The following is a 25,849-nucleotide window of genomic DNA, read 5'->3' as shown; positions in this document are numbered from 1 at the left end:
AGCACTACATCTTCACGACGGTGAGCAGCGTTTGCTTGCCGCGTTTGTAGTCATACAGCGAGATCGCACCCTGCTTCAGATCGCCGTGCGCGTCGAACTGCGTGCGGCCCAGTACGCCGACGAAATCTGCGCTCGGCATCGCTGCAAGAATGTCCGGGGCTTTGGTCGAGTTGGCGCGCTTCATTGCGTCGACGATGATGTACACCGCGTCGTAGGCGAACGGGGCATTGAGCTGCACGTGCTGATGAAAGCGTGCTTCGTAGCGTTGCTCAAAAGCGGGCCCGTTTGGCATTTCCTGAAGCGGCATGCCGGCGATCGAACACACGACGTTGTCTGCTGCCCCGCCGGCCAGTTTCGCGAGCGAATCGGCGCACAGGCCGTCACCACCCAGCACGCGTGCTGCAATGGCGAGCTGTTGCGCCTGCTTCGCGAACGGACCGCCCGTGGCGTCCATTCCCCCGTACATGATGATGTCCGGATGCTCGCCTTTGATCTTGGTGAGAATCGAACGGAAGTCGACCGCCTTGTCGTTGGTTGCATCGTGTGAGAGCACGGTCAATCCGTCCGCCTTCGCCTGCTTCTCGAACTCATTGGCCAGCCCCTGGCCATAGGCCGTCGCGTCGTCCACGATTGCCACCGACTTCGCCCCGAGCGTTTTCTTCGCATAGTCGGCCAGCGCCGGACCCTGCTGGGCGTCGGTTGCGACAACCCGGTAGGCGGTCTTGAAGCCTTGTTGCGTATAAACCGGATTGGTCGCTGAAGGGGAGACCTCGACGATCCCCGCATCGCTGTAGATCTTCGACGCGGGGATCGTGGTCCCCGAATTCATGTGGCCCACCACGGCAACGACGTGGTCGTCGACGAGCTTCTGCGCCACCTGCGTGCCCTGGCGCGGGTCCGACGCGTCATCTTGTGCATCCAGCTCAAGCGTTACCTTCTGGCCGCCGATCACGAGGCCCTTCGCGTTGATTTCCTCCACCGCCAGGCGGGCGCCGTTCTCGGTGTCTTTTCCCCACTCGGCATTTGCGCCGGTCAACGGCGCCGCATGTCCAATTTTGACAACTTCGTCTGCGAACGCGCTGGCCGAGCCGAGCATGACCAGACCTACTCCGATATTGGCATATAGCGCGCCGTGAAATCTAGCCGACATGAGACTCTCCTCGTTATGCAGCTTGCTGGACGATGGTGCACTGACGCTTGCCAGTGATCGATCGGGGACAGGTGACAGGAGCGACTTTAGGGAGGAAAAAATGGCTGGCATTGCACCGACTCGCAAAAAAATAGAAGAAATGCGACATGGCGGGCAAGGCTATTTTTTGACTTATATACTCGGGCTCACCAACGCCTTGCGGGAACGTCATGGCACGCGAAAAAACACTGCCCGATGGCCGGGAGCCGTCGCTTGGCCGGGATCTCGTCGATCGGCTCGATCGCGCCAGCGTCAAACGAGAGGCCAACGCGTCGCGCTCGGGTGCCGAGCTCAACATCGGATTTCTTCTCTGGCCCACCTTCCCACTGCTCTCGCTGGCGGGCTTCTGCGATGCGTTGCGCCATGCAGCCGATCTCGGCGACCAGAGCCGTCCGCTGCGTTGCGCATGGATGCTGCTTGGCATGGCCGATGAAACCGTGGAAGCGAGTTGCGGAGTAGCCGTGCCGGTGCATGCCGTACAGGGCTCGCCGCGGCAATTCGATTACCTCGTGGTGATTGGTGGCCTTCTGCCGAAACTGGAACAGGTCGACCGGCGCTACTGGGATTATTTGCGCCAGGCTGACGCCGAAGGCGTGCCGCTGATCGGTATGTGCACCGGCAGTTTCGTGCTGGCGAAAGCTGGCTTGATGCGGGACCGTGTTGCTTGCGTCCACGCGTTCCATCTGGAGGACTACAAGACGATGTTCCCGGACTTGCGGGTCATCGCCAATTCAGACTACCTGATCGACGGCAACCGTATTACGTGCGCCGGCGGCGTGTCCGTCATTGAGTTGGCAACGCGTTTGATCAGCTTGCACTGCGGCTCGGACAGAGCCTCCAAGGTGATTCATCAAATGACAGTCAGCCGTCATGGCGGTACGTCGTTTGTGGAGCGCCGCAAGGCACTCGGCTATCTGGCAGTCGGTGATCTGCTGGTACGGCACGCTATTGTGCTGATGGAGGAAAACCTGGAGGCGCCGCTCAACGTCACGGTGATCGCGAAGATGACGGGTACGAGCGTCAGGCAACTCGAACGTAATTTCCTGACTGAAATGGGGGTGTCCCCCAAGGAGTTTTACCGGACGATGCGGCTTCGATACGCGCGCTGGCTACTGCTCAATACGGAAAAACGCATCACGGTAATTGCCTATGAATGCGGTTTTGCCGACTCCGCGCATTTCATCCGCGGCTTCAAGGAAGTCTACGGCGTGACGCCCGGCAGACTCAGGGGCTCACTGGAAGAACGTCTGTCCTGACGGACGGAGCATGCACGGCATGGACATGCGGCGAACATGTCTGCGATATGACAGATCCTTCACTGACCGGAAAGATCGAAATACTTTCTGAGTACCAGCAGTGAAATAAGCTTTTCCCGTCGTGTGTCAAGAAACTGCATGGCGTACCGATTGGCGTTTTTGATTATCGCCATGGCCTTGTCTGTATGCTTGGTGTAATAATTTATTTTGTCTTCCAGGTCGGAAAATTCATCGTCCAGAAGTACATAGTGGTAGTCGGGGATCAGGGAACCTTCCATAAACCAGCTTTCCACCCGTGGCCTGCGCATAAAACAGACGGAATTTGAAAGCATGATCCATTTCAAGTTGGTTGCGACGTCATTACCTTCCAGACTGATCACGAACTTGTACTTCAGCTGGTCAGAAATACTCATATAAGGTCGATGACCGTGTTGACCTTTTCTGGAGTCGTCAGTGTCGCCAATGTCGGCCATTGGTAAATCGTGATACTTGGCGACAAATGATTTTCTGTGCTCCTGGTAGCACGCACCTCGAAAAACGGCCATGTTGATTTTGCTTTCGAATGATCGCGTGTCTTCAATAAAATTGAAGTGCCTCATTTTGTCCAGCTTCAATATGACAGAATTTTCATTGGCTTCAGTAAGTGGCCTGGTTTTAAGAAGCGTCGGCTCATCTACTGCTTCTTTAATGTCCGTGAAAACATAGTTAAATTTTAAGGAGCGCGCGAAGTATCGGGATATCTCTTTGAAATCATAGTAGTAGGCGCTAGGATTGCCGCGCAAAGGCAACGCGCTGCTGCGACTTGCCGTTTCATTCAGGACAAATTGCTGCTCAAGCTTATTATAATAATTGGCGCGCGAGCGGATATAAGTCCATTGCTGTTCGTCCAGATTCCTGAACATGCGGTCATATCTTTTTTCAAAAATCAATGATGGAAAAAGATCGAAAATAACATTTTTTGCGTAAAATTTAAATTTTCTGGCATGCATAAATCTGGCTCAGTCTTTTAATGGATGCTAAATCTTTACGAAAAAATAATTTGAAGCATTTGCGGGGCAAGGCGACCGTCATTCATCACAAAACCCATCACTTTTGGGTCACACCGAAATGCTCTGCAGCAGTTGCTTTGCAGTTGCCATGCAGTCATTTCGTTGCAGCAGTTACGTGCAAAAGCGATTGCCAGACAGTACTACATTGAACGGACGGAACAGGTGTTGCATGGCGCGGAATACACGGGCAGCGCTAGTGTACCTGCTACCATTCTTGCGACAATATAGTCAACCGTTTTTGAGCGTTGAAGGTCGAGTTATAGCCGTGGCGACTACTGAACATGTATACCGGCCCACTACGCACGTCGTGCTCCACAACCGCTAACGTTTGCGAATTTCGGTAAGTGATCAGCCATGCTAACTATTCCGAATAAGTTTCCCCTTACATAGCCAATATCACTAACGTCACTAATTTCAACACGGAGAGTTCAACCATGTCGCTTCTATCTGCTGAACGTCGTAGCGCCTTCCGCTCGCTGGTCGAAAGCCGGCACGCGTTGCTCGTGCCCGGTGCGTTCAACGCGCTGAGCGCGCGCGTTGCTGCCGATACCGGTTTCGGCGCGTTGTATATCACCGGCGCCGGCGTGACCAACATGTTTCTTGGACTTCCGGATCTGGGGTTTGTCGGCCTGCACGAAATGGCTGACCATACCGCGCGTATCCGCGACGCGGTGGTCCTGCCGCTGATCGTCGATGCCGATACCGGCTACGGCAACGCCCTCAACGTGCGTCATGCAGTTCGTACCCTGGAACGCGCGGGCGCCGACGCCATCCAGTTAGAAGACCAGGTGAGCCCCAAGAAGTGCGGGCACTTCGCCGGCAAGGCGGTTATATCGACGAGCGAGATGGTCGGCAAACTGCACGCTGCGGTTGATGCTCGCGAGGACCCCAATCTGCTGATCGTTGCCCGTACCGATTCCTGCGCGACCCATGGATTCGATGCCGCCATCGAACGCGGGCACCGTTTCGCCGAAGCGGGTGCAGATGTTCTTTTCATTGAGGCGGTTGAAACGATCGAGGAGATCCAGCGCCTGCCCGCGATGTTCGACGCGCCTCAGCTTATCAACATCGTGATTGGCGGCAAGACGCCGACGCTACCGCAATCCAGGCTTGCGGAACTTGGCTTCGGGATTGCGCTCTACGCCAACGCACCGCTACAGAGCGCCGTACGCGGCATGCAGCGGGCTTTGAACGTCCTCAAGGATCAAGGAAAGCTCGACGAAGATCCGGACCTCGTGGTGCCGTTCAGCGAGCGCCAGCGGCTGGTCGACAAACCGTTCTACGACCAGCTCGACAAAAAATACGCCGCGCATGATGACTAAGCCGGCCGCGCCGTAAAGACGTAAAGACAGCGGACACGCGAGCTTCACCGCATAACAAACAAAAGGAGACTGACTATGAGCGCCCCTCGAATGGAAGGAGCTTCGGCTCGGCCCGCGCTGTTGAGATCCATTGCAGGGGGCCTGGCCGGTAACCTGATCGAGTGGTACGACTTTCTCGCGTACAGCATCTTTTCCATCTACTTTGCCAAGGCGTTTTTTCCCAGCGACAACGCCACGGTCCAGTTGATGAACGCGGCGGCAATCGCGGCAGTAGGGTATGTGGCCCGTCCGCTCGGCAGTTGGTTGATCGGGTTGTATGCGGATCGCCGTGGCCGTAAGTCAGCGTTGACCTGGTCGGTATCGGTGATGTGCATTGGATCGCTGATCATTGCTGTTACGCCGGGCTACGCGACTATCGGGGCTTGCGCTCCCGCCATCCTGATCTTTGCGCGGCTGTTGCAAGGCCTGAGCATGGGTGGCGAATACGGCACGAGCGCCACCTATCTCAGTGAGATCGCGCCGGCGAACCGTCGGGGCTTTTACCTCGGGTTCCTGCAGGTCAGCGTGGTGGCGGGTCAGTTGCTGGCGCTCGGTCTGCTGCTGGTCATGCAGCACCTGCTGTTCACCGCCGGGCAGATCGACCGGTGGGCGTGGAGAATCCCGTTTGTGATTGGCGGCGTACTTGCATTGTTTGCGCTCTACATGCGACGCAACGTGGTGGAGAGCGAGGCGTTCCAACACAGCGGAACACGGCACGGCCCACCCATCAGCCGCGAAATGCTGCTCCACTGGCGGCAACTTTTATTGGCTGTCGGAATTACGGTGGGCGGGACGGTGGGTTTCTACACCTACACCGTGTATATGCAGAAGTTCCTTGTGAATACCGTCGGGCTCGGCAGGGAAACGGCCACGCTCGTCTCAGCCGCGGCGCTGCTGCTGTATATGCCGTTGCAGCCGCTTTTTGGCCTCGCCTCCGACATTCTCGGACGCCGGCCCGTCCTGATCTTTTTCGGGCTGAGTTGTACGCTATTTTCCGTGCCCATTTTCAGCACGCTTGCAACCACGCACGATCCGCTGATTGCGTTTGTTTTGTCTTTTTGCGGGCTCTTCATGCTGAGCGGCTTTACGTCGGTCCACATGCTGGCTAAAACCGAACTGTTTCCCGTGCGCATTCGAGCGCTGGCTGTGGGCCTGCCTTACGCCTTGACCACGGCCATCCTCGGCGGCACCACGGAATTCGTCGCGCTGAAGTTCAAGTCGATCGGGCACGAGCACTATTTTTACTGGTACGTCACGGCATGGTCTGCCATCTCCTTGCTCGTCTATCTGAAGATGCCGGAAACACATACGCGCAGCGCCAGGCTTGGACTTCAACAGACAATTGAATAATGAGGCTGAGTGGGAAAGGCACGATGCTGTTGAACCGCGCTATCGAGCCCCTTTTCCGGGTCCGCGATTCTCAGATGCGCTGCCCGGCGCTCGCTTGTACATTCGCTTGAACCATGTCAATCTATTTCCCATTCGCCGTGCGGTGCCTGCATTGAAAGAATCGATCAATAGCGATTCCCTGTCGAAGCCCGCAACGCGGTGAGCCGTGTCACGCGAGCCGTTCGTCCCCAGGGTCAATACAAGAAGAAAAAGCGCTATCGGACGCGGTCGCCGTTTCATTAAGGTACTTCATTAATAGACGGAGTCAGCCATGTCTATTGTTGCTATTGATGGTGTTCGTTGGACCAATGATCGCGTTACCCACGTACGTTGGGGCAACATCGATGAATTGACGGCCAACTGGACCTCGGCGCCCAAAGTCGTGGATGTGGACCGCGTGGTGAAGGTCCTGGAGAAAGGCGAGCTGGTGCGCACGGTGTTCAAGCTCGGGGGGCGAAGCTATCTGGGTCCGCAGGTTAGCTCCATCCCTTACGCTAACGGGCACATTGGCATTGAAACCTCTTTTGAAGAGGGCCGGATTGAAAAAACGTTGGAAGATCTGCCAACCGTTTAATCGATTCAACGGACTTCGTTTTTTTCTCTCCGCGATAATGGCGCCCGCTTGGGCGAAGGGCATTTGCGCTTCGCCCAAGCGGACTCGTTGCAATCATTCGTCGAGGAATGATTGCTCCAGTTCGTCGGAATAAACCTCCGCAAGCAGCGCGCGCAGCTTCGACGCCCTGGCTGCGCCATAGGCGTTTTCGAAGCGCATTTGCGCTTCATTCCAAAGCGCTTTGGACTCGGCCAGTTTCTTTTTTCCTGCGGGGGTCAAGGCAACGCAACGTCCGCGTTTATCGGTTTCATCGGCAAGTGATTCGATAAAACCGTCGCGCTCGAGCGGCTTGAGATTGTGTGAAAGCGCGGAGCGGTCAAGCACCATGTCTCTGGCTAGATCGCTCATGTTCGGCGCGCCTGCGCGATCGATATGCGCCAGTGTGGAATGTTGCGACAGCTTGAGGCCGCAAGGCGCAAGCACGCTGTCGTAGAGTTGCGAGAGCCTGCGCGTGGCCTTGCGCAACGCGGCGCCGTTGCATAACGAAACGGCGGCAGACGAGTGCTGTTTATTCGAAGTGTTCATGGCTCGCGTGAAAATAACGGTTCAAAGATCGTCAGGCTATCTTAGTCTATTGACACATCCAGGCGCATAGCCGACTGCCGATCCTGATGAGGCGCAGTTTCATCGGCGCGAATCAACAGCCAGCACAACGCGCTCGCCACGAACGCAACAGCGGAAGCCGCGAACAGCACACCCTCGTATCCGTAACCCAGGCTGGCTCTTGCGATCGATCCAAGGCCCTGATGCGCTGAAATCAGCGACGCAGCGGAAGCCAGGTTCCCATTCGCGATAGAGCGCGTAATCTCCAGCTTGTCGTGACCGCCAAGTGCCGGCAACTCTCTCTCAATGCTCGCCTGGATTCGATAAAACAATAATGCGCCGAGCGCCGCGAACCCCACCACAATGCCGCTGAACCGCATGGTCCCCGATACACCAGACGCCATGCCCGCCCGTTCCACGGGGATTACCGTCATGCTGACCTTGGCGATCTGACCGTTGAGAATCCCAGCGCCCGTGGAGGCGACCAGCATGGGGAGGAAGATCGCGCTAAAGCTGAACGCCTGGATGTGCAGCGCGGTTCCGAACAACCCGGCCGCGACCAGCAACAAGCCGCAAACAAGCAGCATGCGGCCCGACATCCGATGATCGAGATACACGGACACAATGCGCGGCACACCGAACAAGGGCACAGCGAGCGGCAGCATCAGCAGGCCGGCGTTGAGGGGCGAATAGCCGAGCGCGCTCTGGAAAAAGAAGGGCAGATAGGTCAGCATGGTCAGGAACGCGACCGCGTACGACACACCGGCGAGATTCGCGCCGAGATAGGTCCGCTTGATGAAATAGCCAAGCTCGACCATGGGCCGCGCCTGCTTAAGTTCGACGATCACGAACGCAATCAGGAAAATGACTGAGCCCGCCAGCCGCGCCCTGACGGAAGTACTAAGCCATCCCTCGCGATTGCCTGAAATCAGCGCCCAGGTCAGCAGCCCGAGAAACGCGCTGAACGTCACCACGCCCCAAACGTCGATGGCGATTGCGTGCGGGTCTTTGGATTCATCGACTACGAAATACGTCAGGGCAATCATGATTGCGCCAACGGGCAGGTTGACATAGAAAGCCCACTGCCAGCCCAGTGACTGCGTGATCAATCCGCCTGCCACGGGCCCGAGCATGATGGCCACGCCGATCACCGAGCCCCAGAATGCGAACGCCTTGGCGCGCTCCTTCCCTTGGAATCCATGCGCGAGGACCGCGAGCGCCGCGCTGAGCTGCAATGCGGCACCGACGCCTTGCAACGCGCGTGCGCTGTTCAACACCACCGTTGATGTAGCGGCGCCGCAGATGAAAGACGCGGTGGTAAAGACGAACAAGCCGATGATCAACAGGCGCTTTCTGCCGAAGCGGTCGGCGAGCGCGCCAGCGGGCATCACCAACGTGGCAAACGCCAGCGTGTAAGCCGAGATCACCCATTCAATGGCGGCGAAATCCGCATGGAGCGAACGCGCAATCGACGACAGCGACACCGCCACAATATTGGCGTCCAGGTTGATCATGAATGACGGTACCGACACGCACAACAACAAGAGAAATCTTTTCTGCATATCTTTGCCTTGATAGGATAACGGCGGCCGGGCTGGGCGAATCGACCCGTTGCAAGTACATTGAATGTAGTTGCATATGCCAATATATTATCGCGTGCAGCAATTTAGGCAAGCAAATTCTGTTGCGCCCCTATACGTGATAAGACCCCGTCTTAGCGGAAATGAAGACGCACGGATGCCCGTGCGTTTGTGTTCAGGAGGAATGCGGAAACGTGTGGGTGTTTCAGGCAGCGGGGCTGCCGGAGGCTCTACAAGGTGAGCTTGTAACCCTCGTGGCTTGCCTTGAAGCCGAGCTTTTCATAGAAGCGGTGGGCGTCGGTACGGCTCTTGTCGGTCGTGAGCTGGACCAGGCTGCAACCTCGCGACCTGCATTCGGAGATCGCCCATTCGAACATCCTCTGGCCCAACCCGGAATCACGGCGATGCGCGGCGATTCGAACCGCTTCGATTTGTCCTCTCCACGACCCCATGCGTGCAATGCCGGGGATAAATGAAATTTGCAACGTGCCTATTATTTTGTCGCCGTCGGCAACTACTACCAGTCGCTGGTTCACATCGGCTTCTATAGCCTGGAATGCGTCGACATATCTTTGGTCGAGCGGCGTGCCAGTGAGTTCTCTCTGGCTACCCAGTTCGTCGTCAGCTAACAAGGCGACGATTGCAGGGATATCGGCCAAGAGAGCGGTCCGGAAAATGATGTGTTCCACGTTAGAACCTCATAAGCTCAGGAGTTGAAGGATACGAACCCGGAGCGCCGCGATCGATGAACCGCAACGTTCGACGGACCATGTCATTCCTCGTCACCCAGAAGCGTGCGCAGCATGCGTTCGGGGTTGGCCAGGAACGACCGCATGACCTGGAAGTGTTCCGTTTCTTCGTAGCTGACGCGCGTTACGCCTTCCGTAGTGAACTCATAGATCCACGCGTCCGGATACGCCATCAGAATAGGTGAGTGAGTTGCAATGATGAACTGCGACTCGTCGCGGGCCAGGTCGTGAAGCCTGGCAAGTGCAGTGAGTTGCCGCTGTGGAGACAACGCGGCTTCAGGCTCGTCGAGGAGGTAAAGACCCTTGCCGCCGAAGCGGTTCATCAGTAGAGCCAAAAAAGACTCGCCGTGCGAGCGCTCGTGCAAGGAATTCCCGCCGTAGGAATTGATGACCGGAGGACCGAACGACGGTTCAGCATCGAGGTTTTCGATCTCGGTCGCCACGTTGAAGAAGCTTTCTGCGCGCAGAAAGAACCCGTCCTTCGGCCGTCTCACTCCTTTGGCAATGCGCAGGTATTCGTCAAGCACCGAGTGCGATGCCCGGGTACCAAAGTTAAAGTTCTTCGTGCCGCCTTCCGGGTTGAATCCCATCGATACAGCGATGGCTTCGAGGAGCGTCGATTTTCCGGAGCCGTTTTCGCCGACGAAGAAAGTCATCTTTGGATGCAGCTCAAGCGTTTCGAGCGACCGGACCGCCGGCAGCGAGAACGGATAGCGATCGAATGACTCGACCTTGTCGCGCTGCAAGCTGATCCGGCTGATGTACTGGGTAGAGATCATGATGTAAGCGTTACGCTTTCACGAAGGCCGCAAGTGACGCGATATTTTGGAATGCATTGCATGGATACCGTAGAAAGCCGCACCTGTCGCCGCTTTGATGAAGCGCTATCTTAACCCGATGGGCCACCATGTAATGAAGCGCGCGGGTACCGACATGACGCCCGTCATTTACAATACTCGAAATTTTTCGTACCGCCCGACTGCAATCCCGGCGTCCCCACAAGCGAGGTCTTCATGATCGTCAAACCACGCGTGCGCGGTTTCATCTGCGTGACTACTCATCCCGTCGGCTGCGAAGCGAACGTCGAGAAACAGATCGACTATGTGGCGGCACAAGGTTCTATTTCGGGGGGACCCCGGAAAGTCCTCGTGATCGGTGCGTCGACGGGATACGGTCTTGCCGCCCGGATCACGGCGGCGTTTGGTTGCGGCGCCGATACCCTCGGTGTCTTCTTCGAACGTCCCGGTGAAGACAGTAAGCCGGGCACGCCCGGCTGGTACAACACCGCAGCTTTCACCCGATTCGCGGCGGCGAAGGGGCTGTACGCAAAGAGCATCAATGGCGACGCTTTTTCCGATGAGATCAAGCAGAAGACAATCGATGTCATCAAGCGAGATCTCGGGCACATCGACCTGGTCGTGTATAGCCTCGCGTCACCGCGGCGGACGCACCCTAAGACCGGGGAGGTCTTCAGCTCGACGCTGAAACCTGTCGGTAAGGCCATTACGCTGCGCGGCCTCGATACCGATAAGGAAGTTGTCAAGGAAAGCAGCCTGGAACCGGCGACGCAAAGCGAGATCGACAACACCGTGGCCGTGATGGGCGGTGAAGACTGGCAGATGTGGATTGATGCACTGCGTGCAGCGGGCGTTCTGGCAAAGGGAGCGAAGACCACTGCGTTCACATACCTGGGCGAGAAGATAACTCATGACATCTATTGGAACGGTTCCATAGGCGCTGCCAAGAAAGACCTGGATCAAAAGGTCCTGGCTATCCGCGACAGCCTCTCGAATCAGGGTGGCGATGCGCGCGTCTCGGTATTGAAAGCGGTTGTCACGCAGGCAAGCTCAGCCATCCCCATGATGCCGTTGTACTTGTCCTTGCTGTTCAAGGTCATGAAAGAAGAGGGGACGCACGAGGGTTGCATCGAACAGGTCTATAGCCTCTACAAAGACAGCTTGTATGGCGACTCGCCGTGCATGGATCAGGAGGGCCGGTTGCGGGCGGATTACAAGGAACTCAGTCCGGCAGTCCAGGCTCGCGTACAGGAACTCTGGGATCAGGTCTCCAGCGACAACCTTTACGAACTCACCGATTTCGCCGGCTATAAGCGCGAATTTCTGCGGCTGTTCGGATTCGAGATCGAGGGGGTCAACTATGAAGCCGATGTCAATCTCAAGGTGGACATTCCCGGCATTGTCCAGGATTAGGTCCGCGCAGCGCCGGCCCGATTCTATCGAGGCCGGCGCGCCAAAGCCGCGTAAGGGAGAGGCGGTGTTCTCAACGCGCTCGCGTCACCCCTGTACGCGCCAGCCGAGTCCCAGGCTCTTCTGCAAAGAGACAAAATCCTTCAGCAATTCAGCTTGTCCAGAGACTACATTCTGCTGCGCGCTGAACTGCGTGCGTTGGGTATCGAGCAGGTCGATCAGGCTCGATGCGCCCGCCCTATAACGTTGACGCATCAACGTAGCCGAGCGGTCCGCCGACGCCTGCACTTGCTGTAGCGTTGCCAGATGTTCGCGCTGATGCCCATAACGCGATAATGAAGTATTCGCGTCCTGCAACGCGGCTAGCACCGCATGCGTGTATTTCGCATCGGCCTCGTCGCGCGACGCCTCGGCGCTGTGAACGCTCGAGAGTGTGCGGCCGAAGTCCAGTATGTTCCACTGCAGATAAGGCGCGCCAATCCAGCTGAAGTTGTTCTTGCGGACAAGGTGGCCGGGATCGGCGGCGGTATAGCCGATGTCGCCGAACAACGTTACCTTCGGGAAGAAGTCAGCCTTGTGCTCGCCGATCTGAGCGTTACTGGAAGCGAGCCGCCGTTCTGCGGCGCGAATATCGGGCCGTTGCTGCAGCATTGAAGCAGGGTCGCCGATAGCCACGGACGCCGGCAAGGCCGGCAACGGGCGTAGCGCAGACAACTCCTGATCGAGCGCCCCTGGAGCCTGGCCCGTCAAGACGGCAAGCTGATCGAGCGACTCGGCGACTTGCGCGTCCAACGGCGTCAGTGTTGCCCGGGTGTTCTCGACCTGCGTGGTCAGGCGTTCCACATCGACGTCGGCCGCCGTGCCATGCTCGCGGCGCTGCTGCGTCAGCGTGAGCATCTGCTGCTCGAGCTCAGCCGAGCGTTGTGCAAGCGTCAGGCGCTGCTGCTCATCGCGCAGATCCACATAGGCCTGCGCGACTTCCGCGGCGAGTGACACTTGCGTGTCGGCGAGGTCGGCGTCCACCGCGTCCGCTTCCGCCGTAGCCGCTTCCACCGCGCGGCGCGTGCCGCCGAACAGATCAATCTCCCACGTCGCATCGAAGCCCGCTGTATAGAGCTGTAGCGGTCCTCCTCCTGACGAGGATGAGCCGCCCGAATTGCCCTGAGACGATGACAGCGAACTCAGGTTAGGCTCGCGCATACGCAACGCGGCGGCATCGAAAGACGCGTTGGGCATACCGTTCGCCTTTTGGTGCTGCAACTGAGCACGGGCTTCGCGCAGGCGCGCTTGCGCCGCGTGAACGTCCGGGTTATGGGCGAGCGCGGCGTCGATCAGTGCGTTCAATTGCGGGTCGTTGAGCGACAGCCACCACTGACTGGGTGCGCGTGTCGAAACAATGCCGACCGTGGGCGTACGCACGAAGTTGGAGGCATGCGCCGCGTCGGGCGCGACCTGGGGTGCACCGGCGTAGTCGGGGCCGACGGTGCAGGCCGAGAGGAGGCAGACGGACGCAAGCAGCGTAAGCGGCAACGTCAGAAACAGAGGAGCGGTAGGGCGAGGGAACATCGTGGATAGTGTCTTTGCCGTCAATGGCCGGCGGACGTCGAAACGGGGCCGCGTGGAGTCTTCAGGAGGAGCGCGAGCGGCACGCAGGCAAGCAGCGCGAGACCGAGCAGATAGAACGTTTCGGAGTACGTGATGACGGTAGCCTGCATATGGATCTGCGCAGCTATCTGGCCGAGCGCGCGCATTTTGGAGTAGGCCATGTCGCCGGTTTGCGCGAACCAGCTCGCGGCGCTCGACGCCAAGCGCTCCTGGCCGACCAGCGAGTTGGCCGTGAGCGATTCGCGGATCATCGCGGTATGGAAGGTGGTGCGCCGGTCGATCACGGTCCCGATGATTGCGAGCCCAACCGAGCCGCCAAGATTGCGGGCCATGTTGTAGAGACCGGCGGCATCACCTGAATCCTCGCGCGAGACGGCCGCCATCGACGCCTGATTCAACGGCATCAGCGCCAGGATTTGCGCAAAGCCGCGGATCAACTGGGACCAGAAGAAGTCGTGGCCGACGCTCTGGGCGGTCAGGTCGATATCGAGCATGCAGCTCAACGCAAACAACAACAGCCCGGCGATCACCAGCATGCGAAAGTCGAGCTTGCCGAGAATGCGCGGCAGGACGGGCATGATCAGGAACGCGGGCACGCCCGATATCAGCATGATGGCGCCCGATTGCTGCGCGTTGTATCCGGACACTATGCCAAGGAACTGCGGCAGCAGATACGACACGCCATACAACCCCGCGCCGACCGCAAACACAATGACAATCACGCTTGCATAACGCGGGTTGCGCATCAGGTTCAGACGCATGATCGGCCGCTGCGCGGTGAGTTGCGAAATGGCGATCAGCACCATGCCGGCCAGCGACACGCAGGTCAGAGAAACAATCAAGCTGGATTCGAACCAGCGTTCGCGTTGACCTTCTTCGAGCACGACGGTCAACGAGCTCAGGCCGATCGTGAGGCCGATAATGCCGACCCAGTCCGCCTTGAAAAAGGTGCTCCAGTGCGGCCGATCCGACGGCAGTCCGACGATCAGCAACGTGATCAGCGCAATGCATACAGGCAGGTTGATAAAGAAGCACCAGCTCCAGCTGATGTTCTCCGCCAGCCATCCACCGAGCACCGGTCCCAGCAGGGGACCGAGCAACACGATCAGGCCGAACATCGTCATGCCGACGGGCATCTGTGAGCGCGGTAACCGGGTGCGAATGATGGTCTGCGCCGTCGGGATCATCGCGCCGCCCGCGAAGCCCTGGCCAATGCGGCCGGCGATCATCATGGGCAAGCTGTGCGACCATCCGCACATCATGGAGAACGCGATGAAGAGCGTGGCATTGACGAGCAGGAAGTTACGCAAGCCGAACACACGCGTGAGCCATGCGGCAAGCGGGATCATCACGATCTCGGACATCAGGTAGCCGGTCGAGATCCACGTACCTTCGGTGCCGGTTGCGCCAATCTCGCCCTGGATCTGCGGCAAGGCCGAGTTGGTGATAGAGATATCCAGCGTGGCCATCAGCGCGCCCAGCGAGCCGGCCGCAACCGCGAGCCAGTCCGCCGCGCTCGCGCGCTCCGCTTCCGGCGCGGGCGCCGCGGGCGAGGAAGTGGCTGCCGTGGTCACATCAGCCATGATCGTTCTCGGCTTTGATGCGCTTGTCGCCCTCTTGGGAGGAGCGCGTATCAACATCGGCGGTTACCGACAGGCCGGGTAGCAACACGCTGCGTGTCTCCGGCCCAGTCTCAATGCGAATGCGCACGGGAATTCGCTGGACGATCTTGGTGAAATTGCCCGTGGCGTTTTCAGGCGGCAGCAGCGCGAACTGCGCACCGGTGCCGGGAGCAAAGCTGTCCACCACGCCGTGCAGGTCGGTGCCCGGCAGCGCATCCACGTGCAGGATCACGGGCTGGCCGACGCGCATGTGGCCGACCTGCGTTTCCTTGAAGTTGGCCGTCAGATAGGTGCTTTGCACCGGAACCACCGACAGCATCCGCGTGCCCGGCTGTACGTACTGACCAACCCGAACCGAGCGGTCGCCAACCTTGCCGGCCAGTACGCTGCGCACGACAGTGTCCTGCAGGTCGAGGTGCGCTTGCCGCGCGCTTGCCTCTGCTGCGTCAAGCTGGGCACGCGCCTGGGCGATCTGCGCGGTGGTGGCGGCGATCTGTGTCTCTGCGGCGTCGACCGCGGCCTTATTGGCTGCCAGCGTTGCCAGTGCCTGATCGCGTGTGCTGGTCAACTCGGACAGCCGTTCGCTGGTTTCAGCGCCGGTGGCTGCGAGCGGTGCGTAGCGCTGGACTTCGTCGCGTGCATGCTGGGCGCTTACTCGTGCGACTTGCTGCTGCGCTTTGGCCTGTTCGATGTTGGCATGCTGCTGGAGGATGTCAGCTTGCGCGCGCTGGATATCTGCGGCGCGTGCAGCGATGGTCGCCTGTGCCTGGTCGAGCGCGACCTGGTACTGGCGGGTATCGAGTCGGACCAGCGGGTCGCCGGCTTTGATCGTGGCGTTGTCACCTACGTAGACATCGGTCACATAACCGCTGACCTTGGGCGCTACAGTGACGCTGTCGGCTTGCAAATAGGCGTCGTCAGTGCTTTCAATAAAGCGTCCGACCGTCCACCAGCGTGCAAGCCAGATTCCCGCGAGGACAAGCACGACTATCCCGAGCAGCACCAGGATCAGGCGTTTTCCAGATCGCCGCGTGGGCGCAGCGGTGGAATCTTGCGGCACTTCGTGCGGAGGCGAGCCTGCGGTTGTTGACATCTTTAATCCAAATTATTCCAATCGGAACAATTATTCCAGTTGGTAGAATTGTGTCAAGTGATATATTTGTTTCGTTGAAGGGAGAGGCACGAATGAACGACACAAAACGGCTACGCCGTCCGTCGGCCGGCGGATATGTGCGAGGCGACGAGACAAGGCTGCGAATCATTGAAGCGGCGATCGAGTCATTTGGGCAGCATGGTTTCGAGGGCGCGTCCACGCGTGACATCGCCGCGCGCGCCGGGGTCAATGCACCCGCGTTGCAGTATTACTTCGAGAATAAAGAGGGGGTGTATCGGGCGTGTGCGGAATATCTCGCCGACTCGTCCTGGGTCACGCTTGAGCCGGTGGTGACGCACGCAGCCGACGTGTTGAGCAAGGACAGTGATATTGCCGTGCTCATCGATGCTTTCATTCGGATTCAGGAAGCCATTGCAGACCGTATGTTCGTGAAGGCTTGCGGTACGTCCAACCAGCGGCTTTTCTTTACGCGTGAACAGGCAGGACATGAGCCGACCATTGCGTCGGAGATCATGATGCGGCGCGTGCGGCAGCCTTTGAACGATGTTGGCTCAAGGTTGATCGCGCGCATCACCGGCGCGAAACCCGACGATGAGCTTACGTTGATCCGGATGCTGAGCTTGCACGGACAACTGTTGATGTTCCATGTCGCGCCGCGCACGACGCTTGCGTTACTCGGATGGACGGATATAGACACCGAGAAGGGCGACTTGCTCAAGGCGACCGTGCGCACGCAAACGCAGATCCTGCTTGAGCAATGGAGCAGGGAGGGTTTGGCAAAGAAGCCGGAATCGAGTGCACGAAAGAAGCCCGTTGCGAAATCGGCGGCCAGGAAACGTGCTGCCCTCAAGGGTGCGAAGGCCGGCGCAAAAAAGTAGCAGAGAAGACTGCGCAAGAGGGTTCTCGCCACGCTAAGCCGGGAACCCTGAGCACGTTTTATCGCCGCGCCTCGAACACGAGATTGAACGGTGTCGCCGTCGCCCGGCGAAACTGCCGGAAACCTCCCTCCGTGACCACGTCGTGAATCCGGCGCTCGCCAGCTTGCGCGCCCAGACACATGGCGCCCGCTTGAGCCCTGGAAGCCGGCGTACAGATCAAGGTAGATGCCGAGTAAAAGATTCTCCCAACGGGATTCAGGTTTTCTTCAAGCGTATCGTTGGCAAAGGGTTCGACGATCATCCACGTGCCATCATCTCCCAGGGTTTCATAGACGTGACGCGATGCCCCGAGTGGATCGCCCATGTCGTGAAGACAGTCGAACATGGCGACAAAGTCGTAGTTACGTCCCGGATAATCACTGGCCGAAGCAACCTCGAAACTCACGCGGTCACTCACCCCTGCCGTCGACGCCGACTCTCTGGCATGCTCGATCGACCCTTCGTGGTAGTCGTAACCCACGAATGTCGATTGCGGATAAGCCTGCGCCATGATGATGGTGGAAGCGCCGTGTCCGCAGCCAACATCGGCTACACGTGCGCCGCTTTTGAGTTTCGTCTCGACGCCGCCAAGCGACGGAATCCAGTTGCTCACGAGATACGCTGCATAGCCCGGACGGAAGAAGCGCTCGGTGCCGTGAAAGAGCGAGACATCGTGCTCATGCCATCCAACGCCCAGTCCGGTCTTGAACGACTTCACCATCTTCGGGATGATCTTGAACTGCGCGACGGCGATCTGGAACGCGCCGGGTATGAACGCCGGGCTGCCTTCCTCGGCGAGCGCAAAGGACTGTTCTTCGCTCAAGCTGAAGCGTTCCGACGCAGGATCGTAGTTGACGTAGCCGCTCGCAGCCTGTGCGCTTAGCCACTCGCGAACATAACGCGCGTCCGTCTCGGTCGCCTGCGCGAGTTCTTCCGCACTTAGCGGCTTGGCGGCTAGCGCCTTATAAAGCCCGAGCTGATCACCGACGACTACGGTGGCCGCATGCATCACCGCGCCGAGATCATGGACAAACGCTCCCATGAATGCATCGAGTTTTGACTGGTCGATTGCCATGACGTGCTCCCTTAAAATGCGCGGCGCCCGGTTATAACTTGTTCGTCATACTTATTAATGTATTGATTGCGCCAAGCGGAAATGAGGTTCTGATCGATCAATGCTGAGTCATGCGGTTCGCGGGGACTCGACCGGCGGAGTGCCTGGGTGAAACAGCGCACTTAACTGGGTACGCAGTTCGGGAGAGTCGGTGTGTTTATGAACGGACACGGCATGCTGGACGGCGGCATCCAGAAGTTCCTGGTCGGAGTCTGCAGACAGCGCGATGGTGCAGTTCATTTCGCTAGGAAACTCGCGGCAGTCGATGTATTTGCGGGTCATGGCGTTACCCCCCAATTACGTAGTACGGAGTTAAGTGACAAGGAAGGGCCGGGGCGGCCCGACGCGTCTTGTAACGAACAAGCGCTTGCGAGGATTATAGGTCGCTGACAGGGGCTTGCGAACTCATTCATCGTTACGCCGGACGGTGCAAAGCGCCGCAGTTCAGGTGGAAATTTTTATTTCCTTAGCGAGTTAAAAGAGCGGACGAACGCCCGTTCGCCTTTATAGGAGGGCTGGCTTGGTTCTTGCGCTTATGGTGAGATTGAATCCGTACCAGGCCTTGAGATTCAGTGTGTATGGATCGGCCAATTGCCTGTACTTCGGAAACTTTTTTGAACCGCGGGTTATCAGATGCACGAGGGCTGCCGGTGGTTTAGCGCGATGGAACTGTAAGTAATGGGGGTTAAGCTGGTCGCGCAATGACGGTGGACTCATTCCTCCTCTGCATTTGATCGCCGGTCGTCTTGGCCCCGATCGTCGTTCATCGGTGATCTTGCCGCGGTTGTCGATGCAGACACTTCACCTCTTAAATGAAAGGAGACGAGCTTAATGATGCAGCGTTCCCGAAGTTTGTTGTATCGCCGGTTGGCGACGGTCGCTATTGCGATTGCGGCTGCAACGTCCGTGCTACCGGCGCAAGCGCAACACCGTGGCAACGGCGGCGGTCGCGGTGGATACCATGGTGGTCACGGAGGTGACCGTGGCGGTTATCGAGGCGGTGGCGGGGGCGGTGGTGGTGGCTTGCTCGTCGGCGCGTTGCTGGGTGTTGTCGCGGGGGCGGCTATCGTGGGGGCCGCCACACAGGCGCCTCCTCCGGTGGTGTATTCCTCACCGCCGCCCCCACCGCCGCCGGGTGTTGCTTATTATCCGAATAGTTATCCTCCTGGTTACTGAGCTCGCCGCCTCGAGCCCGCCAACCTCGTTGAGCGCACCTGAGCTTATCGAGTACTTTGGCCGGCAACAAGACCACAACGCGTTCTGATAAAAACGTCGCGAATCTAACAACTCAATTCAAGCCTCCCAACATGAAACCATCCATTCGTATTGCTGTTGCGCCTGCATTGCTGGCGCTTGCCTGCTTCACGACTTCCGCGTGGGCGCAGACCACGGCGGCAAGCGATTCGACCGCAGCGCCTTCTTCGGCCGCTTCGGCGCCCCTTAGCCATGCACAGAAGCACGCAGATTTTGTGGAAAAACGAATTGACGACCTGCACGCGCAGATGAAGATCACGAGCCAGCAAGCGCCACAGTGGGACGCTTTCGCGCAAACGATGCGCGACAACGCGGCCAAGACCGATCATGCCTTCCGCGATCGTGCGCACAAGCTGCCTTCGGAGAATGCGGACGACGCCATGAAGTCCTACGCCGAGTTGGCCCAGTTGCACGCGGACAATATGCAGAAGTTGGCTGCGTCGTTCAGTGCGCTTTACGCTACGCTGTCCGATGAGCAGAAGAAGATTGCTGATCCGCTGTTCCGAAATGAGCAAGCGAAGAAGCACGCAATACCGCGCAAGCATAAGCCGGCAGCGTCGGCTCCGGCGCCGGCCTCGAACTAAGCTTCGGTTGTTCTGATGTGCGAGCCTTTAGCCGGTTTGGCGGGGCTCGATTTCCTCAGATAGCATTTGTCTGGATACCTCGATCGGAGAGGATCGCAACGAATCCACATACGAGGATTGGTTTTCGCTCGCGCCGGTGGACGGGTTTTTTGGGGGTAGGGGTTGGCGGTCTGGGTTGATGCTGGGGTGGTCGGTTCTGGGGTTAGTGGTCGGGGTCTATGCCGGGTTGCTGCTTTCGGCCGTGGTGGTCTGCGAGAGTCGGATTTTCTCTTTATCACTATTAGCCACTGTGCGTGGCGGCACGTCATTTCTTTGTCCAAAGCGACAAAGAAACGAAGCAAAGAAAGCGCTTTAACCGCTCTACCCTAAGTGTCCACAGCGTGCAGTTTTCATTCATAGGTGCCCCAAAAGCACGGTGCTCGCCAGAGCGGAGGATGTGTGAAACCCTCCTTCTCCGAACACCGATACCCACACGCTTCGCCACCAGTGATTGAACCTGCCTAAGGGGCACCGCGCTATCCGCGGACAGCCGCCCTCCAAATTTATATGCACAAAGAACCACGTCGCTAACCCATCAAGAAATGGCGCCACACGGATGCATCAGGCCGTAGCTGGCGAAAAGAACCGTGCAGCCCGCGCAACAACCCACCAAACATGAAGCCGTAAATATGCGTTCGGCCGTGTAGCCCACCAAAAAGCAGCGCACGCTCGGCCAACGCACCAAGAAGCGCGGCAGCGAATACGCGTGAGGCCGTGCGGGTCCCTCGGCAATTGTGCTTGCCCGAGAGCGTACGGGGCGAAGCGTGTTCGTGTCAGGATTCGCGAGAAGGAGGGTTTCACACATCCTTCGCTCTGGCGAGCACCGTGCTTTTGGGGCACCTATGAATAGAAACTGCACGCTGTGGACACTTAGGGTAGCGTGGTTTGAAAGCGTTTTCTTTGCTTCGTTTCTTTGTCGCTTTGGACAAAGAAATGACGTGCCGCCACGCACAGTGGCTAATAGTGATAAAGAGAATATCCGACTCTCGCAGACCACTAACGCCGAAAGCACCAACTCGGCATTGACCCCGACCACTAACCCCGGAACCGACTAACCGAACACTGACTCCGACCACTCCCCCCGCCCACTAAACCCCACCAAACAGAACCACCCAACCCCCAAAACCGAGTGCGAACGAAAACCCTTTCATCAGGTCAACTCACGCCCCCCGGTTTCCTCCAACATCGAAACGGCGATCAGCGAAATGATCACGCATACAATCATGTACCACGCTGGTGCCATAGTATTGCCAGTAACCTTGATAAGCCACGCGACAACCAACTGCGCCGAGCCACCAAACACCGACACTGCCACCGCATAAGCACTCGCAAGATAACCCGCCCGCACATGCTTAGGAAAGTTCTCCGGCATAAGCGCATAAGCCGGCGCCGAACCCATGGTGTAGAACAACATCAGCAGTACGATCAATCCCACCATGACCGGCAACGATGGAAACTGGTTCATCAACCAGAACGCTGGATAAAGCAGCACGATCAGCACAATGCGTCCCACCAGAATCAACGGCTTGCGACGTTGCATCTTGTCGGATAGCGCACCCCAGATCGGACAAAGGGTCAACGAAACGATCGCCGCGCAGATCGACACCAGCATGGAAAGCTTGGCCGGCATCTTCAGATACTGAATCGAATAAGTCGGAATGTAGTACATGAGAACGTAAGTTGCCACCGTCATGCCCATGATGGCGAATACAGTCAGGAACCACTTGCGCACGAGGCCCGGCTCCAGACTCGCCTTGGCCGCCTTGGCCTGCTTCGGCGGATCTTCCACAATGTGACGACGCAAATACACGCCGACCGGCATGATCAGCGTGCCGATCAGGAATGGCACGCGCCATCCCCAGTCGAGCAGCTGCTCACCGCTTAACTGGTAAGTCAGCAATGCCGCTATTCCCGACCCCATCAGCGCAGCAGCACCTTGACTGGCGAGCTGCCAGCTAGCCCGAAAACCGCGGCCTTTAGCTGAACCCGTCTCGAGCAGCGTCGCCGTGGCGGCGCCGAACTCACCGCCTTGCGCGAAGCCTTGCAACAGCCGCGCAAAGATGATGAGCGCCGGAGCGGCGAGGCCAATGCTTGCATAAGTCGGCGCCAGGCCGATCATGGCCGAGCCGATCGCCATCAGGAAGATGGTCAGAGTAAGCGCCGCACGGCGTCCGCGTTTGTCCGCGTAGTGACCCAGCACGAAGCCGCCGACCGGGCGCGCGACAAAGCCGATCGCAAACGCGGACAGCGCGAGCAACGTGGAGACAACCGGGTCATGCGCCGGGAAGAAAAGCCTGGCGATCGTGAGCGCGAAAAAGCTATAGACAGTGAAATCGAAAAACTCGAGCAGGTTGCCGATGATCGCGGCAATCACGATCTTGCTTTGCGATACCGCTTTAGCAGGCTGGGCTGTAATGACTGACATGGAAGTCCCGTGAATGCTTGGGTCTTGCGCACGGCTAAGCGCGATGCCGAGGCATCGCACAGTGCGCAAGCTTTGCGTTACTACCGATATTGCTACCGATTTACCCGAGAGAAGCCTACTGCGCGAGGAATCGCTCGACCAGACGAGTCCAGTAGGCCGCGCCGACGGTGAGGTTGTCGTCGTTGAAATCGTAGGACGCGTTATGCAGCATCGGCGCGCCTTCACCGTTGCCCAAGCGCAGGAAACATCCCGGCTTCTTCTGCAGGTAATAAGCGAAATCTTCGCTGCCTGCGATCGGGCCGAAGTTATCGACAACCCGGTCGTCGCCAACCAGTTCGCGCGCCACTTGCAATGCCAGTTCCGTCTCGGCCTGGCTGTTGATCACGACCGGATAACCCTGGACGTACTCAATCTCCACGCGTGCGCCATAGGCGCTTGCCTGAGCGTCCGTCAGCGCGCGGATACGCGCTTCGAGCAGCTTGCGCACAGCGGGGTCGAACGAACGAACGCTGATCTGCAAACGCGCGGACTCAGGAATCACGTTGGCGGCATGACCCGCGTTGAAAGCGCCGACCGTGACGACGGCCGTTTGCATCGGGTCGATACTGCGCGCGACCACCGTTTGCAAGGCAGTCACCAGTCCCGCACCGATGACCACCGGGTCCACGGCAAGATGCGGGCGCGCTGCGTGGCCGCCTCGGCCGTGAATGGTGATGTTGACCGTATCCGATGCCGCCATGAACGGGCCGCTGCGGAACATGAACGTGCCTGTCGGATAGCCCGGATGATTGTGCAAGCCGAAGATTGCCTCGCAAGGGAAGCGCTCGAACAAACCATCGGCAATCATTCGCATGGCGCCGCTGTCCGCGCCGATCTCTTCGGCAGGCTGGAACACGAGATGAACCGTGCCGTTGAATGCTCGAGTGCGCGCGAGGTGGCGTGCTGCGCCCAGGACCATGGTGGTGTGGCCATCGTGGCCGCACGCGTGCATCAGGCCCGCGTTGCGACTGGCGTACGGCAAACCCGTTTCCTCGGCAATCGGCAACGCGTCCATGTCGGCGCGCACGGCCACGGCACGGGTCCCCGTACCCGCCGTGAGCGACGCGACCATGCCGGTTCCACCCAGGCCCCGCGTCACCTTGTAACCCCAGCTTTCCAGGCTTTGCGCAACGAGGTCGGAGGTTTGAAACTCCTTGTACGCAAGCTCCGGATTCTGATGCAGGCGATGACGGATATCGCTTAGTTCATCGCGCAGATCCATCGTGTCGTCTAGTGAGCAAAAGCCCTTGGTATTTTCCATGGTCGTGGGTGTCTCTCTGTAAGAAATCTAATGGGGGAGTATTCTGCTGCAAAATCCGCTAATCAATGACGTTCGTTGACCGATAATGTTGACCTGCATGTCAACAGACAACGATATGGCTAAAGACAATACGCCTGCCCGCGAGAATTTGCTTAGCGCCCGGAGCTTGCGTTATCTGCATGAAATCGACTTGCATGGCGGAGTGCGTGCCGCGGCCGACGCGCTAGCCATTAACGGTTCCGTGATCAGCCGGCAAGTGGCGCAACTCGAACGCGACCACGGGGTTGTACTGCTGGAGCGCCGCGGCAGGCGCGCAGTGCTCACCGAGATTGGGCTAAGCCTCGTCGAACATTTCCGCGAGAGCTGCCGCCGCGATGCCGACATGCTGGCGCAACTGGAAGATTTCAGGAGCCTGCGACGCGGACGGCTGGGCATTGGCGTGGGCGAAGGGTTCGTCGAGAATCTGCTGGCCACCGTGCTGGAGCGCTTCAGCTTGCAGTTTCCTGACATCGTGGTGGAACTGCGTAGCGGTGCGACGTCGGAAATCATCGCGATGGTCCGCAATGACGACGTCGATCTTGGCTTATGCGCGGGCGGCGGCAGCGACCCCGCCATACGCGCTCGCACGTTCCGCGCGGCGCAGTTCTGTGCGCTCGTCAGTCCACGCCATGCGTTGGCGGGTGAGCGGCGCATTCGCTTTGAACAGTTGCGCGATCAGCGGCTTATCTTCATGCCCGAGCGCTTCGGCGCCCAGCAATATCTCGATGCCATCATTCGGGCAGAGCGGCTGAACCTGACGCCGTCGTACCGCTGCGATCTTTTCTCGGCTGCCCAGGCCATTGCCGCAGCGGGACTGGGCGTGGCGTTCATGTCGACGGATGCGGCGCGGCAATACCTTGAAGCGGGGCGCCTGGTTGCACTCGAACTGGAGCATCCGATCGCACGCGAATTCAGCAGCCAGGCAATTCGGCGCGTCGGCCGGCGCCTTTCTCCGGCTGCTGAATTCTTGTGGCGGCATCTTGTAGAAGCGATGCAGCGACGATGGGCCGCTGCATCCTCTAAGCAAGCCGAGTGACGGCCTTAGCGATCGCTAAGCGGCGTGGATTGAAGGATGCATTACCGCGCTGCAATACGAGAATGCGCGAAAGCAGTTCATCGTGGTCCTGTAACAGCCTCGCAGGAAGCGCTTCCCGCTCGCCTGATCGAAGGAACGGTCGCCGCGCGAAGACCGGCAAGCAACTGCGGGAACGATGGGTCCCGACCGCTCATAAACCATGCGCCGGCGCTTATCCCGAAACCGGGCAGCGTTAATCCTCTTGCGCCACGTCGCGCAGGAACACGGGAAGATCGGTGGCGGATGGTGTGACGCCTGCCTGATACATCAGGTCGCCGACAAAGCCGCGGTGATAGGTGCCGTGATTGACCACATGCAGGATCATTTCGTTGCAGGTCATGACACCCTCGCCGCCGCCAATAAACTTGAAGTGAATTGACCGGTCGAGATCGTCGGCCGATAGACCCTCGGCGAAATCGACGTACCACTGGTCCAGCGTCCGGACCGCTTGCCACAGTTCTTCCAGAGACGGATGACTCGGCGTATTGCGTGCCGAGTAACCATGTTCGCGTCCCTGCAAATGGGCCTGGAAAACGGCGTCTATGACGTAGATATGGTTCAGCGTGTGGACCATGTTTCCGAAGCGTGTCTGCCGTGGCCGGACCACCTCTTCGTACGGCATGTTCCTCAGCATGGAGAAGGTGAGGTCGTTGGCCCAGGCTTTATAGCGGGTCAACATTCGGACGGTATTGTTAGCAGCGGCCATGGGTTCCTTCAATGGCAAGAATCAGGTGGCGATCCATCAAGCGAGATGGCGTACCTTAGTTTATCCGCCAGGAAATCGGTGTGACAGAGACAGTGACCGTACGAACCGCCGGGTCAGTT

Annotated in this window: 23 protein-coding genes; 9 read left to right on the top strand and 14 right to left on the bottom strand. The window is 58.6% G+C overall.

The features are described from left to right. Positions 1-4 precede the first annotated feature (4 nt). Positions 5-1,096, bottom strand: coding sequence for a branched-chain amino acid ABC transporter substrate-binding protein (locus ACSQ8V_RS30530; protein WP_255631438.1), 1,092 nt, complete (start codon positions 1,094-1,096; stop codon positions 5-7). Between the two features lie 263 nt (positions 1,097-1,359). Between ACSQ8V_RS30530 and ACSQ8V_RS30525 the strand changes: the two genes are divergently transcribed. Beyond that, complete coding sequence (locus ACSQ8V_RS30525; RefSeq protein WP_436208273.1) at positions 1,360-2,445, top strand: GlxA family transcriptional regulator; 1,086 nt, start codon at positions 1,360-1,362, stop codon at positions 2,443-2,445. A gap of 59 nt (positions 2,446-2,504) precedes the next feature. On the opposite strand, the gene ACSQ8V_RS30520 is transcribed toward ACSQ8V_RS30525, so the two are convergent. Next, positions 2,505-3,434 (bottom strand): glycosyl transferase family 90, encoded by a 930-nt coding sequence (locus ACSQ8V_RS30520; RefSeq protein WP_436208272.1) that lies wholly within the window; start codon positions 3,432-3,434, stop codon positions 2,505-2,507. A gap of 494 nt (positions 3,435-3,928) precedes the next feature. On the opposite strand from ACSQ8V_RS30520, the gene ACSQ8V_RS30515 reads away from it, so the two are divergent. The 3 genes from ACSQ8V_RS30515 (at position 3,929) to ACSQ8V_RS30505 (ending at position 6,818) form a co-directional block, all read left to right on the top strand. After that, on the top strand, positions 3,929-4,816 hold the full coding sequence (locus tag ACSQ8V_RS30515; RefSeq protein WP_436208271.1) for an isocitrate lyase/PEP mutase family protein: 888 nt from the start codon (positions 3,929-3,931) through the stop codon (positions 4,814-4,816). Positions 4,817-4,891: 75 nt separating this feature from the next. Further along, positions 4,892-6,205 (top strand): MFS transporter, encoded by a 1,314-nt coding sequence (locus ACSQ8V_RS30510; protein WP_436208270.1) that lies wholly within the window; start codon positions 4,892-4,894, stop codon positions 6,203-6,205. A gap of 310 nt (positions 6,206-6,515) precedes the next feature. Next, on the top strand, positions 6,516-6,818 hold the full coding sequence (locus ACSQ8V_RS30505) for a hypothetical protein (protein WP_213765175.1): 303 nt from the start codon (positions 6,516-6,518) through the stop codon (positions 6,816-6,818). A gap of 93 nt (positions 6,819-6,911) precedes the next feature. Here the strand turns inward: ACSQ8V_RS30505 and ACSQ8V_RS30500 are convergent, their stop codons facing one another. The 4 genes from ACSQ8V_RS30500 to ACSQ8V_RS30485 all read right to left on the bottom strand — a co-directional run bounded on the left by ACSQ8V_RS30500 (position 6,912) and on the right by ACSQ8V_RS30485 (position 10,508). Beyond that, on the bottom strand, positions 6,912-7,382 hold the full coding sequence (locus ACSQ8V_RS30500; RefSeq protein WP_213765174.1) for a MarR family winged helix-turn-helix transcriptional regulator: 471 nt from the start codon (positions 7,380-7,382) through the stop codon (positions 6,912-6,914). Between the two features lie 41 nt (positions 7,383-7,423). Continuing rightward, a complete protein-coding gene (locus ACSQ8V_RS30495; RefSeq protein ID WP_436208269.1) occupies positions 7,424-8,962 on the bottom strand; it encodes an MFS transporter in 1,539 nt (512 codons plus the stop codon). A 248-nt stretch (positions 8,963-9,210) separates the two neighbouring features. After that, complete coding sequence (locus tag ACSQ8V_RS30490; protein WP_436208268.1) at positions 9,211-9,639, bottom strand: GNAT family N-acetyltransferase; 429 nt, start codon at positions 9,637-9,639, stop codon at positions 9,211-9,213. Between the two features lie 113 nt (positions 9,640-9,752). Continuing rightward, a complete protein-coding gene (locus ACSQ8V_RS30485) occupies positions 9,753-10,508 on the bottom strand; it encodes an AAA family ATPase (protein ID WP_436208267.1) in 756 nt (251 codons plus the stop codon). A 234-nt stretch (positions 10,509-10,742) separates the two neighbouring features. Between ACSQ8V_RS30485 and fabV the strand changes: the two genes are divergently transcribed. Continuing rightward, the gene (gene fabV, locus ACSQ8V_RS30480) at positions 10,743-11,939 is read left to right on the top strand and encodes an enoyl-ACP reductase FabV (RefSeq protein ID WP_436208266.1); all 1,197 of its coding nucleotides are present in this window, start codon (positions 10,743-10,745) and stop codon (positions 11,937-11,939) included. Between the two features lie 84 nt (positions 11,940-12,023). Here fabV and ACSQ8V_RS30475 read toward each other — a convergent pair whose 3' ends face one another. The 3 genes from ACSQ8V_RS30475 to ACSQ8V_RS30465 are packed head-to-tail and all read right to left on the bottom strand — an operon-like array spanning position 12,024 to position 16,256. Continuing rightward, complete coding sequence (locus tag ACSQ8V_RS30475; RefSeq protein ID WP_436208265.1) at positions 12,024-13,502, bottom strand: efflux transporter outer membrane subunit; 1,479 nt, start codon at positions 13,500-13,502, stop codon at positions 12,024-12,026. A gap of 20 nt (positions 13,503-13,522) precedes the next feature. Continuing rightward, positions 13,523-15,124 (bottom strand): DHA2 family efflux MFS transporter permease subunit, encoded by a 1,602-nt coding sequence (locus ACSQ8V_RS30470; RefSeq protein ID WP_436208264.1) that lies wholly within the window; start codon positions 15,122-15,124, stop codon positions 13,523-13,525. Further along, a complete protein-coding gene (locus tag ACSQ8V_RS30465) occupies positions 15,117-16,256 on the bottom strand; it encodes an HlyD family secretion protein (RefSeq protein WP_436208263.1) in 1,140 nt (379 codons plus the stop codon). The genes ACSQ8V_RS30470 and ACSQ8V_RS30465 overlap by 8 nt, the downstream gene beginning before the upstream one ends. A gap of 92 nt (positions 16,257-16,348) precedes the next feature. Between ACSQ8V_RS30465 and ACSQ8V_RS30460 the strand changes: the two genes are divergently transcribed. Further along, the gene (locus ACSQ8V_RS30460; RefSeq protein ID WP_436208262.1) at positions 16,349-17,155 is read left to right on the top strand and encodes a CerR family C-terminal domain-containing protein; all 807 of its coding nucleotides are present in this window, start codon (positions 16,349-16,351) and stop codon (positions 17,153-17,155) included. A gap of 58 nt (positions 17,156-17,213) precedes the next feature. Here ACSQ8V_RS30460 and ACSQ8V_RS30455 read toward each other — a convergent pair whose 3' ends face one another. Both ACSQ8V_RS30455 and ACSQ8V_RS30450 read right to left on the bottom strand, forming a co-directional pair. After that, positions 17,214-18,269, bottom strand: coding sequence for a class I SAM-dependent methyltransferase (locus ACSQ8V_RS30455; RefSeq protein ID WP_436208261.1), 1,056 nt, complete (start codon positions 18,267-18,269; stop codon positions 17,214-17,216). 108 nt (positions 18,270-18,377) lie between these two features. Then, a complete protein-coding gene (locus tag ACSQ8V_RS30450; protein WP_213765165.1) occupies positions 18,378-18,590 on the bottom strand; it encodes a DUF1059 domain-containing protein in 213 nt (70 codons plus the stop codon). 549 nt (positions 18,591-19,139) lie between these two features. Between ACSQ8V_RS30450 and ACSQ8V_RS30445 the strand changes: the two genes are divergently transcribed. Together ACSQ8V_RS30445 and ACSQ8V_RS30440 are read left to right on the top strand one after the other, a co-directional pair. Next, a complete protein-coding gene (locus ACSQ8V_RS30445) occupies positions 19,140-19,484 on the top strand; it encodes a hypothetical protein (protein WP_213765164.1) in 345 nt (114 codons plus the stop codon). A 131-nt stretch (positions 19,485-19,615) separates the two neighbouring features. Beyond that, on the top strand, positions 19,616-20,146 hold the full coding sequence (locus tag ACSQ8V_RS30440) for a Spy/CpxP family protein refolding chaperone (RefSeq protein ID WP_436208260.1): 531 nt from the start codon (positions 19,616-19,618) through the stop codon (positions 20,144-20,146). A 1,189-nt stretch (positions 20,147-21,335) separates the two neighbouring features. On the opposite strand, the gene ACSQ8V_RS30435 is transcribed toward ACSQ8V_RS30440, so the two are convergent. Further along, entirely contained in the window at positions 21,336-22,610 is a 1,275-nt protein-coding gene (locus tag ACSQ8V_RS30435) for an MFS transporter (RefSeq protein ID WP_436185452.1), read from the bottom strand. Positions 22,611-22,725: 115 nt separating this feature from the next. Continuing rightward, positions 22,726-23,910, bottom strand: a complete 1,185-nt coding sequence (locus ACSQ8V_RS30430) for a M20 aminoacylase family protein (RefSeq protein WP_436208259.1) — start codon at positions 23,908-23,910, stop codon at positions 22,726-22,728. A 115-nt stretch (positions 23,911-24,025) separates the two neighbouring features. Here ACSQ8V_RS30430 and ACSQ8V_RS30425 point away from each other — a divergent pair, with 115 nt between their 5' ends. Further along, complete coding sequence (locus ACSQ8V_RS30425; RefSeq protein ID WP_436185450.1) at positions 24,026-24,985, top strand: LysR family transcriptional regulator; 960 nt, start codon at positions 24,026-24,028, stop codon at positions 24,983-24,985. Between the two features lie 232 nt (positions 24,986-25,217). Here ACSQ8V_RS30425 and ACSQ8V_RS30420 read toward each other — a convergent pair whose 3' ends face one another. After that, the gene (locus ACSQ8V_RS30420) at positions 25,218-25,730 is read right to left on the bottom strand and encodes a DinB family protein (RefSeq protein ID WP_436208258.1); all 513 of its coding nucleotides are present in this window, start codon (positions 25,728-25,730) and stop codon (positions 25,218-25,220) included. Positions 25,731-25,849: the final 119 nt, after the last annotated feature.

The sequence above is a fragment of the Caballeronia sp. LjRoot31 genome (assembly GCF_964253885.1).
Classification (GTDB): Bacteria; Pseudomonadota; Gammaproteobacteria; order Burkholderiales; family Burkholderiaceae; genus Caballeronia.
Note: the sequence above shows the minus strand (reverse complement) of the source record. Positions and strands in the feature narration are given on the sequence as shown.

Coding starts and splice junctions, on each gene's coding strand:
- ACSQ8V_RS30435 (WP_436185452.1), bottom strand. CDS start 22,610: ATGTCAGTCATTACAGCCCAGCCTGCTAAAGCGGTATCGCAAAGCAAG.
- ACSQ8V_RS30470 (WP_436208264.1), bottom strand. CDS start 15,124: ATGGCTGATGTGACCACGGCAGCCACTTCCTCGCCCGCGGCGCCCGCG.
- ACSQ8V_RS30460 (WP_436208262.1), top strand. CDS start 16,349: ATGAACGACACAAAACGGCTACGCCGTCCGTCGGCCGGCGGATATGTG.
- ACSQ8V_RS30430 (WP_436208259.1), bottom strand. CDS start 23,910: ATGGAAAATACCAAGGGCTTTTGCTCACTAGACGACACGATGGATCTG.
- ACSQ8V_RS30525 (WP_436208273.1), top strand. CDS start 1,360: ATGGCACGCGAAAAAACACTGCCCGATGGCCGGGAGCCGTCGCTTGGC.
- ACSQ8V_RS30450 (WP_213765165.1), bottom strand. CDS start 18,590: ATGACCCGCAAATACATCGACTGCCGCGAGTTTCCTAGCGAAATGAAC.
- ACSQ8V_RS30515 (WP_436208271.1), top strand. CDS start 3,929: ATGTCGCTTCTATCTGCTGAACGTCGTAGCGCCTTCCGCTCGCTGGTC.
- ACSQ8V_RS30500 (WP_213765174.1), bottom strand. CDS start 7,382: ATGAACACTTCGAATAAACAGCACTCGTCTGCCGCCGTTTCGTTATGC.
- ACSQ8V_RS30475 (WP_436208265.1), bottom strand. CDS start 13,502: ATGTTCCCTCGCCCTACCGCTCCTCTGTTTCTGACGTTGCCGCTTACG.
- ACSQ8V_RS30465 (WP_436208263.1), bottom strand. CDS start 16,256: ATGTCAACAACCGCAGGCTCGCCTCCGCACGAAGTGCCGCAAGATTCC.
- ACSQ8V_RS30455 (WP_436208261.1), bottom strand. CDS start 18,269: ATGGCAATCGACCAGTCAAAACTCGATGCATTCATGGGAGCGTTTGTC.
- ACSQ8V_RS30510 (WP_436208270.1), top strand. CDS start 4,892: ATGAGCGCCCCTCGAATGGAAGGAGCTTCGGCTCGGCCCGCGCTGTTG.
- ACSQ8V_RS30420 (WP_436208258.1), bottom strand. CDS start 25,730: ATGGCCGCTGCTAACAATACCGTCCGAATGTTGACCCGCTATAAAGCC.
- ACSQ8V_RS30495 (WP_436208269.1), bottom strand. CDS start 8,962: ATGCAGAAAAGATTTCTCTTGTTGTTGTGCGTGTCGGTACCGTCATTC.
- ACSQ8V_RS30485 (WP_436208267.1), bottom strand. CDS start 10,508: ATGATCTCTACCCAGTACATCAGCCGGATCAGCTTGCAGCGCGACAAG.
- ACSQ8V_RS30530 (WP_255631438.1), bottom strand. CDS start 1,096: ATGCTCGGCTCGGCCAGCGCGTTCGCAGACGAAGTTGTCAAAATTGGA.
- ACSQ8V_RS30505 (WP_213765175.1), top strand. CDS start 6,516: ATGTCTATTGTTGCTATTGATGGTGTTCGTTGGACCAATGATCGCGTT.
- ACSQ8V_RS30520 (WP_436208272.1), bottom strand. CDS start 3,434: ATGCATGCCAGAAAATTTAAATTTTACGCAAAAAATGTTATTTTCGAT.
- ACSQ8V_RS30445 (WP_213765164.1), top strand. CDS start 19,140: ATGATGCAGCGTTCCCGAAGTTTGTTGTATCGCCGGTTGGCGACGGTC.
- fabV (WP_436208266.1), top strand. CDS start 10,743: ATGATCGTCAAACCACGCGTGCGCGGTTTCATCTGCGTGACTACTCAT.
- ACSQ8V_RS30440 (WP_436208260.1), top strand. CDS start 19,616: ATGAAACCATCCATTCGTATTGCTGTTGCGCCTGCATTGCTGGCGCTT.
- ACSQ8V_RS30425 (WP_436185450.1), top strand. CDS start 24,026: ATGGCTAAAGACAATACGCCTGCCCGCGAGAATTTGCTTAGCGCCCGG.